Here is a 12,588-nt window from a genome sequence, read left to right as displayed (position 1 = left end):
GATTTGGGCGTGCAGTTCGCGATCATGGCGAGCACCTTCATCGTCATTGAGTTCATCTTCGAGCTCGTGGTCGCAGCACTGTCGCAGTCGCTGCAACCGTTGCTCGCGCGGGCGGGCCGCTGGTTCAACCGGGCAACCGGGGGGCTGTTCGTGCTGATTGGCGTGTTGCTGCCCTGGCAGGTGTAGGGCATCCGTCGCACACGAACGCCCCGCCGCCAGCAAGTGCCAGCGACGGGGCGTCGATTCGTGGATGCCCTACCGTACGTACACCGCATTGAACGGGCTGCGGCGCCGGCGCTCGAACTCGATCGCCGCGGCACCCGTGATGGTGAGCAACAGAGCGAGGGCGATGATGCCCGCGTTCTCGGCCGGGCCCGTGAAGGCGAGGAGCGCCTGCGGACCCGAGAGCGAGAAGTACTGCAGGGTTCCGTCAGTACCCACAGTGATGTAGGCGACGACCGACACCGGGCCGCTTGGGCCCTGTGCCGTCAGCGTGATCGTGTGCGCACCCGGCTCGATGTCTGTCGGCAAGGCGACGACGTTGACGAAGTTGCCGTCGGCGTCGGTCACGCCCTGAACAACGGTCACCGGAGTCGAGCGCAACACGAGGTCGTACTCGGTTTCGGGGACGAGACCGCCACCTGAGACCTGCACGTCAGAGCCCGGCAAGTAGTCGCCCACGCCGGCCGCGAGGGCCACGTCGACGCCAGGGGCACCGAATACAGGGGTCTGCACGATGTTGTCGATGTACATGTAGGCCCCGGCGGCGCCGCCCCAGCTGTAGTCGTAGCTGCCCGAGACAAATACGAAGCGGTAGGTGCCCGCGGCGGGAATCTCGACCTGAATGGTGGTCCAGTCTTGCGACTCTCCCGTGGCGTCGATCACTTCGGTCTGGGCACATGTGGCGGTGTTGAGCAGGTAGCCGAAGACGTGGAAGTCATCGGACTCGTCAACGGCCTTCCAGTCGAGGCTGATTTGGCGTCCGGCGTCGACGGTGAACGGGTCACTGTAGACGGCGGGGCCGTGCGCGACGTATCCATCAATGTCTCCATCGAGGTCGCTGTAGAGCTCGAGCACGTTGCCCTCGCGGTCGACATCGACACCGTCGATCACCGTGACCGTGTACTCCTCCGAGTTGAGGCGAGCGTTAGCGGGGTCATCGGCACGCACCGAGGGGTCGGGCGCGGCGGCAGCGCTCGCCGCGTAGAAGGCATCCCACTGCTCGCTGGACCAGTCCCACTCGATGAGGTACGAATACGTCGCCTCGGCCGGTTCAAAGGTCGGGGTCGGCGGCTCGACAGGAGCGGGTTCGACGGGAGCCGGCTCGCTCGGCGCGGGCTCGGTAGGAGCGGGCTCGTCGGGCGCGGGCTCGGCGGGGGTCGTTGACTCGGGTGCCGGTTCGCTGGGCGCGGGCTCGGTGGGCGCAGGCTCGGTGGGCGCAGGTTCCGTCACCGGCTGTTCGACGACGCTCGACAGCGCGGCGTCGGCCGAGGTAATGATGAGATCTTCAATCTCGATGTAGTAGTAGCCATCCCAGTCGTCCCAGACGAGCCGATTGCCGAGAATGGTCACGGGGTCGCCGTTGAGGTCGTGAACGTAGTAGATGTCGCTCAACCCGGGAACGCTCGCGTAGGTGTTGTTCCAAGTTCCCTCGGCCTCGCTGGCGTAGTCGCGCAGGTTCGCGTAGTTCGAGGTGTCTGACGTCGTGCAGCCGGCGATCGACGTGGTGCCCAGGTCGATCAGCTGGTTCATGCTCGTCCAGCCCGTGATCGACGACGAGCCAACGGCATCCGCCTCGAATGAACCATTCGTCAGGGTTCCCCCTGCGCCGAATGCTGCCAGGCTGGGGCCCACCGCGAGGGTGGCGCCGAGACCGAGAGCGATGACCGCTCGGGTTCTGTTGTTCATGGTCGTGCTCCTTCGCTTACTCGCATGGCTTGCCTGACCGGGGTGGAAGGCATGAGCCGAACTGAATGCGATTCGTGCAATCGCCCACAGTGTGCTCGCGTCGAAAGAGCCCCGAATAGGGACCAAAGACAGGGGTTGCGACGGCTTCGCCCAGGAGTGTTCGCATTGCGAACATGAACGCCATTCGCGGCCCCAGTTCGCACGCGAACGGCGCGCCGAAAGACGCGCGAGAAAGGAGTGAGAGAGCTAGTCGTCGAGCTCGAGCGGGTCGTGCTCGCGGTTTTCTTCGATGACCGTGCCGACGGCAATGGCCACGCTGATACCCCAGCTCACCCACATGAGGGCGAGGCGCCAGTCGCGCGGGCCGTTGCGCGTTGCGTTGACGACGCCGACGGCAGAGAATGCCGCGCTCAAGACCGCGCCGTTGAACAAGAACTTGCGCACTGGAGGCTCCTTACGTCGACTCCCACGCTAGCGCGTGTGGCGGCCCCGTGCGCCGTCCCTGGGAAGAGTCATAGAGCATCCTTCGAAACTGACCGGATGGTCAGAAAGCTGTCCGATCGGTCAGTACCGTGGTGAGCATGTCCCGCCACGAAGAGCTTCGCGCCATCGCGCTCGCCGAATTTGCCACATCTGGCTTTGCGGCGACCTCGCTGCAGCGCATTGCCGACCTCGCGGGAATGTCGAAAGCGAGCGTGCTCTACCACTTTGAATCGAAAGAGCGGCTGCTCGCCGAAATTGTGAATCCGGCGCTCGATGACCTCGATGCCCTGATCGTGTCGGTTGACGAAGCCGGCGCGCTCCGCCACCGCGATTTTGTCGAGCGATTCGTCGACCTGCTGCTGCTTCACCGCCAAGTGGTGCCTCTGGTGATCAACCAGGGGGCGACCCTCGACGACGTGCCCGTCATGCACCGGGCCACTCTTCTCATGCGCCGCGTCTCTGAGCTCTTCAGGCTCGCGAGCGGCTCAACACTCGAAAAGTTGCGCTTCGGCGTGGCATTCGGCGGCGTCGCCTACACCCTGGCGGCCGCCGAGCGACTGGGACTCAACGGCGAGCTCCCGATCGACGAAGTGCGCTCTGCGCTTCTGGAGATCTTGCACGACTTGCTCGTGCCCGCCGAACATCCCATCGCCTAAGGAGACCCTCGTTGGCTACGCTGCTCTACCGGCTCGGTCGGTTCTCATACGCGCGCGCGCGTCTCGTCATCGTTGCGTGGCTCATGCTGTTCGCCGCGGTCATCGGCGGAGGGGTGGCTCTCGGTGGCCAGACCGATGAGACCTTCAGCATTCCGGGCACCGAGTCGCAAGTGGCGCTCGATCAGCTCAACGCGCTGTTTCCGGCCGTGTCAGGGGCGAGCGCCCAGGCCGTGGTGGTGGCGCCCGAGGGGTCAGAGGTGACGGATGCGAGCATCCGTGACGAGATCGACACGCTCGAGCGTGCCCTGACCACGGTCGACGGCGTCAACTCGGTGACGGGGCCGTTCGACGAGTTCGCCGACGGTCAAGTGAGTGACGACGGCACCATCGCGATCGTGCGCGTTCAACTCGACAGCGCGTCGTCTGAGGTCAGCGAGGCCACGATCGCCGAACTGCTCGCGACGGCCGAGACGGTGGATGTTCGCGTCGAGTTTGCCGGTCAGGTCTTTCAAGACACGACCGTGGGCCTGACGGTCACCGAGGTGCTCGGAGTGCTCTTCGCCGGCGCAGTACTCGTCGTCACGTTCGGATCGCTGCGGGCCGCGTGGATGCCGCTGGCCACCGCACTCATCGGCGTGGGCATCGTCATGGGGGGCATTCTCGCTCTCGCGGCGTTCTTGCCGGTCTCGAGTTCGGCGCCCTTGCTCGCCGTCATGATCGGCCTCGCGGTCGGCATTGACTATGCCCTCTTCATCGTGTCGCGACATCGAGGGCAACTGGCGCGCGGCATGGATGCGGCAGAGTCTGCCGCGGTCGCCGTGGGCACGGCGGGCAGTGCTGTCGTCTTCGCCGGTGCGACCGTCATTATTGCTCTGCTGGGCCTGCTGGTTGTGGGCGTGCCGTTCTTGTCGGTCATGGGCGTTGGGGCGGCGTTCGCCGTGCTTATTGCGATTGCGGCCGCCCTTACGCTGCTGCCCGCGTTCTTGGGCGTCGCGGGCGCCAAGCTTGCCCCGCGCGAAGGGTCGCGGGCGTGGAAGCGCGCTCACCCCGCCGCGACGACCGGCCCCACGATGGGTCGTCGCTGGGTGCGTGGCGTCATGAAGCGGCCGGTGCTCACGAGCATCTCGGTCATCGCTCTGCTGGGCGTGCTCTCGATTCCTGCCTTCTCGCTCGACCTCAACCTGCCCGACGGCGGCAGCGAGCCCGCGGGCTCGACGCAGCGTGAGGCCTACGACCTCATTGCCGATGCCTTCGGCCCCGGCACAGCTGGGCCGCTGCTCGTGACGCTCGACATCACGCAGACGACCGACATTCTTGATGACCTCGCGGCGATTCGCGGCGAGCTCGAGCAGGTGAACGGCGTCGCAAGCGTGAGCCCGGGCATCCCGTCACCCGGCCTCGAGACCGCGATCTTCCAGGTCGCACCCGAAACGGCGCCCGACGACCCCGCAACCAAGCTCGTCGTTGCCGACCTTCGCACGGCGGGTGACGCCATCGAGGCCGAGTTCGGCACGCCCATGGCCGTCACGGGCGTCACGGCTGTCGGCATCGACATCTCGACCCGGTTGACGGGCGCCTTGATTCCATTTGGCCTCGTTGTGGTGGGCCTCTCGGTCGTCTTGCTCATGGCGGTGTTCCGTTCGGTTCTCGTGCCCGTCAAGGCGGCCGTGGGCTTCTTGCTCTCGGTCGGCAGCGCCATGGGCGTCACGGTCGCGGTCTTTCAATGGGGATGGGGCGCCGAGCTGCTGCACGCCGAGCCCGGCCCCATCTTGAGCTTCATGCCGATCATCCTCATGGCCGTGCTCTTCGGCCTCGCGATGGACTACGAGGTCTTCTTGGTCTCGGGCATGCGCGAAGAGTTCGTTCGCACGGGCGATGCGCGGCAGGCAATCGACGACGGTTTCGCCAACGGCGCTCGCGTCGTCACGGCTGCGGCTCTCATCATGTTCTTCGTCTTCGCCGCCTTCGTGCCTGAGGGTGCTGGACTCATCAAGCCCATCGCCTTGAGCCTCGCCGTCGGCATTGCGATCGACGCGTTCCTGATTCGCATGACCCTGGGCCCGGCGCTCATGACGCTGTTTGGTAAGGCCGCATGGTGGTTCCCGCGTGCGCTCGACCGAGTGCTTCCTGACCTCGATGTGGAAGGCGAGAAGCTTCGTCACCACCGCGACCACCGCGCCTGGGCGGCGACGCATGGCGACGCCGTCATCGTGGCCGATCGCCTGGGCTTGGCGGGCACCGAAACCGAGCTTTCGCTCGTGGCGGCACCGGGATCACGCGTCGATCTCGTGGGCGACGTTGCTGACCGGCGCCTCGCGGGCGCCACCCTCGCCGGCTATGTGGCCCCTCGCTCAGGTCGCGCAGTCGTCGCCGATGCCGTCTTGCCCTCTGAGGCAGGTCGTGCGTCACGACGCGTCACGCTCGTCGATGTCAGTGGCGACCGCTTGGCGCCCACCATCACGATGGCGGCGCTCGTGAGCGAGCGCATCGCTCTCGCCGCCGGCTACCCGCGCGGGGTGCGTCGCACGCGGCGGTGGATGGCCCGCCTCGCGGCAACCCTCACCGCGCTGGGCGTCGAACCCCGCGGCATCGCCGACCCCGAGACCCACGTGGCGAGCCTCGATGCGCGGCGACGCGCCCTCGTTCTTGCTGCGGTCGCGACGCTCGACGGCACGCCGGTCATCGTGCTCGACCACCGCGACGACGTGCTCACGGCCGACGACCTCGATCTGCTCGACGTGCTCGTGCAGCGGCTCGCACCCGTTCCCGTCGTGCGGGTCTGGGGGCGGGACCCCGGAAGCCCGGTCGCCGAGGGTGCGACGACCGTGACCCTTGACTCTGCATCCGTTCTGACCGAAAGGAGCGGCTCATGACCCTGAGCTCAGAAACGACCGCTGTCGATAGTGCTCTCGTCACGACGCCGCTCGCCCACCGCGGCCGCTTGCGCCGTTGGCTGACGATCACGGCTGCCGTCGCGGTGCCCCTGGCTCTCGTGGGCCTGGCGCTCGCCGCGGTCGGCGACGGAACGAGCGGCCTCGAGCGCATTCCCGCTGCCGTCGTCAACAACGACGAACTGCTGACGACGACCGATGCCGACGGCAACGACCAGATCGTCTTCGCCGGTCGTCAGCTGGTGACCGAACTGACGGGTGGCAGCGATTCGGGCTTTGACTGGTACGTGACAAACTCGGCCGAAGCGCAAGCCGCTCTCGAACGCGGCGAGGTCTATGCAGTCTTGACGATTCCGAGTGACTTTTCGGCGTCGTTGCTGACCATCGGCTCGCCCGACCCCGTGCAAGCGCAACTGAACGTCGTGACGGATGACGCGCACAGCTACCTGGCCGGTTCGGTTGTGCAGGCGGTCGGCAGTGGCCTCGCCCAGCAGTTTGGCGCTGAGATCACGGCGCAATACCTCGATGGGTTGACGAGTGGACTCGGAGAACTCGGGGCCGCACTCGACACCGCCGCCGACGGTGCCACGCAATTGGGCGATGGCGCGAGTGCACTCAGCTCGGGGCTCGTCGACTTGAGCGCCGGCGCGAGCGCCTCGGCCGGGGGAGCCCGAGAGCTCGCGAGCGGCGTGACCGATTACACGGTGGGCGTCAGCGGCCTCTCGACGGGCCTAACGCAACTGCGGGCGGGTGCCACGCAGCTCGAACCATTGCAACAAGCAGCCGCCGGCATTCCCGCGAGCGCGGGTACCCTCGCCGGTGACCTGTCTGCGCTCAGTGCGGCGATCACCGCGTCGAACCTCAGCCCGGCCGATCAACAAGCGTTCGTCGACGCGCTGAGTGCCGCCCAGGTGTTGGCCGGCACGACCGGCACGGTGATTCCGCAGCTCAATGGCGGACTCGACGGCATTCAGTCGGGCCTCGCGCAGAGCGCGGGTGGCGCGGCCCAACTGGCTGCCGGCGGAGCGCCCTTGCGCAGCGGCGCTCAAGACCTCGCGAGCGGACTCGGCGCTCTCGCGGGAGGCACGAGCGACATCACGTCGGGTGCAGAGAGCCTCGCGAGCGGCGTGGATGAGCTGGCCTCGGGCTTGTCGTCGGGCGCCGGCCAGGTGCCCGAAGCGGGCGATAGTTCGGTTGCGACCGAGCCTGTGGTCGTCGAGTCGACGCGCACGAACGCCGTCGCCGGTGTGGGCTCGGTGATTGCCGAAACCCTCGTGCCCATTGGGCTCTGGATCGGCGCGCTCGCGACCTTCCTGGCGCTGCGGCCCGCAGCCCGCGGTGTCATCGGCACCTCAGCCGCGGGCGGCATCATCGTGCGCCGCGCGATGGGTCGAGCGTCATTCATCGCCCTCGCACAAGCGGCGCTCGTGACCGTGCTCGTGCACCTCGTGAGCGGCGTCGACTGGGCGCTCGCGCCGGCGACTCTCGCGTTTACGACGGTCATCGCGCTGGCGTTCACCGCATTCCACGCCGCTCTCACCCTTACTCTCGGTCGGGCTGGAATGGTCGTGTCGCTGCTGCTGCTTGCGGTGCAAATCGTCGCCACGGGCGGCATTGTGCCGATTGCTGCGCTTGCTGATCCTTTCCCTGCTCTCAGCACGGTTTTGCCGCTCACCTATGCGGTCGATGGAATGCAGGCGCTGCTCGCGGGTGGAGATCCCGCGCGCGTCGTTGCGGCCGTCGCCGTTATGGGGCTGCTCGCCGCGGGGTCGCTCATCGTGGCGCGATTGGCCGTGGGTCGCGCGCGTCGACGGGATGCTCTCGCCGCGTTCGCTCCGACCCTGGTCGCGACCACGGCGTGACGGCGGGATGCTCGCGCGAGCATCCCACCCCCATACAGCAGCGCGGGCCGCGAGCTCGAAGCTCGCGACCCGCGCCGGTCTGAATCGGAGTAGTTACTCCTTGGTCAGCTCGTGGGTTCCGCCGCTCATGGCGTACTCCTCTTCAGGAGACAGCACGAGGCGCTTGCGGTAGTGCAACCCGAAGCCGAGCAGGATCAGGATGTAGACGATGATGATCGCCACGATCGCTGCCTGGAAGGCGGGGTTGATGAGCAGACCGACGAACACGAGGGCAGCGATCGCTGCGGCGCTGTAGGCGCCGAACGTGCCCCACGGGCTCTTGTAGGGGCGGTTTGCGTCGGGGAACTTACGACGCAGGATCAAGAACGACACCATCTGCAAGAAGTACGCGACAACCGCGCCCCACACAGCGATGTTGAGGATGATCGCGCCGGCAACGAGGCCCACGCCCTCCGGGTCGAGCTTCGCGAGAACGTCGAGAACGACGATCGCGACGAAACCGATCACGGCGCCGACGGTCAGTGCCACCCACGGAGTCTGGTTCTTGCCGGTTAGCGACAAGAACTTGGGGTAGTAGCCCGCCCGCGAGAGCGAGTACATGTTGCGACCGTAGGCGAACATGATGCCGTGCAGCGAGGCGAGCAGACCGATAAGCGCGAAGATCGCCAACAGGGCAGCGAGTTCGTCACCCACGATGGCCCGGAAGCCATCGAGCAGCGGCTCGAGTGACACGCCGGTTGCTTCAGCACCCAAAACGCCCGTGTTGAGGAACAGCACGAGAACACCCGTGATGATGAGCGTGCCACGCGCGATGACGCCGGCGCGGGGGATGTCTTTCTCGGGGGTGTGCGACTCTTCAGCGGCGAGCGGCAGCTCTTCGATGCCGAGGAAGAACCACATGGCGAAGGGCAGCGCGAACAGGATGGCGAGCCAGCCTTCCGGCAAGAACACCGACGATCCGGCGACGTCAGGGTTCGGCGCCATGTCCCACAGCTTGTCGAACGAGAAGAGTCCCGACGCGAGCGCCATGACCGAGAACACCACGATGATCGCGATGGCGATGATCGAGACGATGATCGCAAAGCGGAACGAAATGTGCGCACCGGCGGCGTTGAGGCCGACGAACGCGACGTAAAGCACGATCCACCAGATCCACATGAGGTTCGACTCGGCGAGCGAGAAGTTCAGCAAACCGCTTGTGACGCCATCGAGATATTGCGCCGAGAAGAACACGACGACAGCCGTGGTCGCGACGTATTCGATGGTCTCAGCGGCACCGGTGACGAGACCGCCCCACGGACCCATTGCTGAGCGAGCGAACGAGTAGGCGCCGCCCGTGTGGGGCATTGCCGCCGACATTTCGCTGATCGAGAAGGTCAGACCGTAGTACATGACGACGAGCACGACGAAGGCGATAAGCATGCCGCCGAAGCCCGCGAAGTCAATGCCGAAGTTCCACCCCGAGAAGTCTCCCGAGATGACCGCGGCTACGGCGAGGCCCCAGAGGCCCCACACTCCAGCCGATCGGCGCAACCCGCGCTTCTCGAAGTACGACTGGTCGACACTGGTGTACGAGACACCGCCGGTCGCCTTGGTTGTTTCCGCCATTCATTCCTCCTGGGGGGTGGTGGGGATGGGTCGGCACGCGGGCGAGAGCGCCACGATGCGCCTTGGCACATGAGCATGGCCGTAAAGGTCGCCCTTGTCCACCATTAGAAACGAAAACTTCCGTCGAGTCTTGGGTCAGCAGTGGGGCCCTGTGGTACTAATGGTCGACACTCGCGCCAAGGGAGGCTCCATGTCTGCAGCACCGACGACGGTTCGCTCGGGAAATCTGACGATCGCTGAGCTCGAAAGCCTCATCGATGCGGGGGAGGTCGACACCGTCATCGTCGCCTTTGCCGACATGCAGGGCCGCCTCGTCGGCAAGCGGGTATCGGCTCGCCTCTTCCGTGAAGAGGTCGCCGCTCACGGCGCCGAGTGCTGCAACTACCTGCTCGCTGTCGACGTCGAGATGAACACGGTTGCGGGCTACGCACTGTCGTCGTGGCAGACCGGATACGGCGACATGGTCATGCAGCCCGACATGGGCACGCTGCGACGCATCCCGTGGCTGCCGGCGACCGCGCTCGTGATCGCCGACCTCAAGCGCATGGACGGCGGCCCCGTTGCCCCGAACCCTCGCCAGATTCTGCAGCACCAGATCGACCGCCTCGCCGAGCACGGCCTCGTGCCCTACGTGGGCACCGAGCTCGAGTTCATCGTCTTCGACGAGACCTACCGCCAGGCCTGGGCCAAGGGCTACGACAACCTCACCCCCGCGAGCGACTACAACATCGACTATGCGCTGCTCGCCTCGAGCCGCATGGAGCCGCTGCTTCGCGACATTCGCAATGGCATGGATGGCGCCGGCATGTACTGCGAGGGTGTCAAAGGCGAGTGCAACCTCGGTCAGCAAGAGATCGCCTTCCGCTACGCGCACGCTCTCGCGACGTGCGACAACCACGTCATCTACAAGAACGGCGCGAAAGAGATCGCCGACCAGCACGGTAAAGCGCTGACCTTCATGGCGAAGTTCAACGAGCGAGAGGGCAATAGCTGCCACATTCACTTGAGCGTGCGCGGCACCGATGGGTCGGCGGTCATGGCGGGCGACGGCGCACACGGCTTCTCGCCGCTCATGGAGCACTGGCTCGCCGGTCAGCTTGCCGCCATGCGTGAGCTCAGCCTCTTCTTCGCGCCCACGATCAACTCGTACAAGCGCTACGTGCCCGGCAGCTTTGCGCCCACGGGCATCGCGTGGGGCTTCGACAACCGTACGTGCGCCTTGCGTGTCGTCGGCTCGGGCCACAGCCTGCGCATCGAGAACCGCGTGCCCGGAGGCGACGTCAACCCCTACCTTGCGACGGCGGCCATCATCGCCGCTGGTCTCTACGGCATCGAGAACAAGCTCACGCTGCCCGAGATCTTCACGGGCAACGCCTACGCGGCCGACTTGCCGCGTGTGCCCTCGACGCTGCGCGACGCGGCCGAGCTGTTTTCGGGCTCCGCACTCGCGCGCGCCGCGTTCGGTGACGAGGTCATGGCGCACTACCTCAACATGGCGGCCGTTGAGCTGTCGGCCTTTGACGCGGCGATTACCGACTGGGAGCGCATCCGTGGCTTCGAACGCTTCTGAGTCGGGTGCCGTCGCGGGTCGTCGTCCCGTCATTGGGCTGACGACCTATCTTGAGCAGACGCAGTGTGGAGTGTGGGATGTTCCCGCCGCGTTCTTGCCGAAGGTCTACTTCGAGGCGGTCTCGCGTGCGGGCGGCATCGCCGTGCTGGTGCCCCCGCAACCACTGGATGAGGCCGGGGCCGACGCCGTGCTCGACGGGCTCGACGGCATCATCTTGACCGGCGGCAAAGACGTCGACTCGCGGCGCTACGGACAAGATCCGCACCCCACGAACGATGCCCCTCGGCTCGATCGCGACGCGATCGAAGATGTCTTGCTCTCGCGAGCGATCGCCCGCGACATTCCGTTTCTCGGCATCTGCCGCGGCTTGCAAGTGCTCAACACCACGCTCGGCGGCAGCTTGATTCAGCACTTGCCTGACGCCATCGGCTCGACCCGCTACAACGCGGGCGGGGGAGTATTCACCGCGAACCCGGCAATCATCGAGCCCGGCACGAAGACGGCCGCGCTGCTCGGGGATCGCGTGACCGTGCAGAGCTACCACCACCAGGCGATCGACGAAGTGGCCCCCGGCCTCACGGTGAGCGCGCGCGGTGACGACGGCATCATTCAGGCTGTCGATGTTGACGCCATGACCTTTGGCGTCGCCGTGCAGTGGCACCCCGAAGAGTCGGCAGCCGAAGACGCGCGACTCTTTGCGGGTCTCGTCGAGGCCGCGGTGCAGTACCGAGAAACCCGAAAGGCCATGGCATGAGCGAGACCACGCTCGTCAACCCCGCCGACGAGACCGTCATCGGCACCGTGCGGCACACGACGCTCGACGAGGTGGACGCGGCCATTGCGCGCGCCGTCGTCGCGCAGAAGGCATGGTTTGCGCTCGCTCCCGTTGATCGCGCTCGCGCGCTGCGGCGCTTTGCGGCCACGGTCGACGCGCACATCGACGAACTCGCTGAGCTCGAAGTGCGCAACTCGGGCCACCCGATCGGCGCGGCTCGCTGGGAGGCGGGCAACGTTCGTGACGTGCTCGACTACTACAGCGGAGCGCCCGAGCGCATGATCGGCCAGCAGATTCCCGTGGCCGGCGGCCTCGACGTGACTTTCCACGAGCCGCTCGGTGTCGTCGGCGTCATCGTGCCGTGGAATTTCCCCATGCCGATCGCGGCATGGGGCTTCGCTCCCGCGCTCGCGGCGGGCAATGCCGTGGTGCTCAAGCCCGCCGACTGGACCCCGCTGACGGCCATCCGTCTCGGTGAGCTCGCGCTCGAGTCGGGGCTTCCCGAAAACCTGTTCCAGGTGTTGCCGGGTCGCGGCTCTGTCGTGGGCGATCGATTCGTCACGCACGAGCAGGTGCGCAAGGTCGTCTTCACGGGCTCGACCGAGGTTGGCAAGCACGTGATGGCCGGATGCGCGGCGCAGGTGAAACCTGTCACGCTCGAGCTCGGCGGCAAGAGTGCGAACATCGTCTTTGCCGACGCTGATCTCGAGGCAGCAGCATCCGGAGCCCCGGGCGCGGTGTTCGACAACGCCGGGCAAGACTGCTGTGCGCGGTCGCGACTGCTCGTGCAGCGCAGTGTGCTCGACCGTTTTCTCGAGTTGCTTGAGCCAGCCGT

General features: G+C 66.4%; 9 protein-coding genes and 1 pseudogene. 7 read left to right on the top strand and 3 right to left on the bottom strand.

What is annotated here, in order from left to right:
- Positions 1-186: pseudogene (locus tag SFU54_RS09250) on the top strand (LysE family translocator); the annotation flags it as partial.
- A gap of 69 nt (positions 187-255) precedes the next feature.
- On the opposite strand, the gene SFU54_RS09245 reads toward SFU54_RS09250, so the two are convergent.
- The gene (locus SFU54_RS09245) at positions 256-1,908 is read right to left on the bottom strand and encodes a hypothetical protein (protein WP_319015990.1); all 1,653 of its coding nucleotides are present in this window, start codon (positions 1,906-1,908) and stop codon (positions 256-258) included.
- A 246-nt stretch (positions 1,909-2,154) separates the two neighbouring features.
- Positions 2,155-2,352, bottom strand: coding sequence for a hypothetical protein (locus SFU54_RS09240; protein ID WP_319015989.1), 198 nt, complete (start codon positions 2,350-2,352; stop codon positions 2,155-2,157).
- 137 nt (positions 2,353-2,489) lie between these two features.
- On the opposite strand from SFU54_RS09240, the gene SFU54_RS09235 reads away from it, so the two are divergent.
- Genes SFU54_RS09235 through SFU54_RS09225 form a run of 3 tightly spaced genes read left to right on the top strand, consistent with a single transcriptional unit; the run spans position 2,490 to position 7,800 of the window.
- Positions 2,490-3,047 carry a helix-turn-helix domain-containing protein gene (locus SFU54_RS09235; protein WP_319015988.1) on the top strand — a complete coding sequence of 186 codons (558 nt, stop codon included), beginning with the start codon at positions 2,490-2,492 and terminating at the stop codon, positions 3,045-3,047.
- An 11-nt stretch (positions 3,048-3,058) separates the two neighbouring features.
- Positions 3,059-5,920, top strand: a complete 2,862-nt coding sequence (locus SFU54_RS09230; RefSeq protein ID WP_319015987.1) for an MMPL family transporter — start codon at positions 3,059-3,061, stop codon at positions 5,918-5,920.
- Positions 5,917-7,800 (top strand): YhgE/Pip family protein, encoded by a 1,884-nt coding sequence (locus SFU54_RS09225; protein WP_319015986.1) that lies wholly within the window; start codon positions 5,917-5,919, stop codon positions 7,798-7,800. The genes SFU54_RS09230 and SFU54_RS09225 overlap by 4 nt, the downstream gene beginning before the upstream one ends.
- A gap of 93 nt (positions 7,801-7,893) precedes the next feature.
- Here SFU54_RS09225 and SFU54_RS09220 read toward each other — a convergent pair whose 3' ends face one another.
- Entirely contained in the window at positions 7,894-9,408 is a 1,515-nt protein-coding gene (locus SFU54_RS09220) for an amino acid permease (protein WP_319015985.1), read from the bottom strand.
- A 190-nt stretch (positions 9,409-9,598) separates the two neighbouring features.
- On the opposite strand from SFU54_RS09220, the gene SFU54_RS09215 reads away from it, so the two are divergent.
- The 3 genes from SFU54_RS09215 to SFU54_RS09205 all read left to right on the top strand — a co-directional run.
- Entirely contained in the window at positions 9,599-10,978 is a 1,380-nt protein-coding gene (locus SFU54_RS09215) for a glutamine synthetase family protein (protein ID WP_319015984.1), read from the top strand.
- Positions 10,959-11,732, top strand: a complete 774-nt coding sequence (locus SFU54_RS09210) for a gamma-glutamyl-gamma-aminobutyrate hydrolase family protein (protein WP_319015983.1) — start codon at positions 10,959-10,961, stop codon at positions 11,730-11,732. Before SFU54_RS09215 ends, SFU54_RS09210 begins: the two co-directional genes overlap by 20 nt.
- Positions 11,729-12,588 (top strand): aldehyde dehydrogenase family protein (locus SFU54_RS09205; protein WP_319015982.1); only part of this gene is annotated, 860 nt, incomplete at its 3' end. The genes SFU54_RS09210 and SFU54_RS09205, both read left to right, overlap by 4 nt.

It is taken from the genome of Microcella sp. (genome assembly GCF_033763155.1).
GTDB lineage: Bacteria > Actinomycetota > Actinomycetes > Actinomycetales > Microbacteriaceae > Microcella.
Note: the sequence above shows the minus strand (reverse complement) of the source record. Positions and strands in the feature narration are given on the sequence as shown.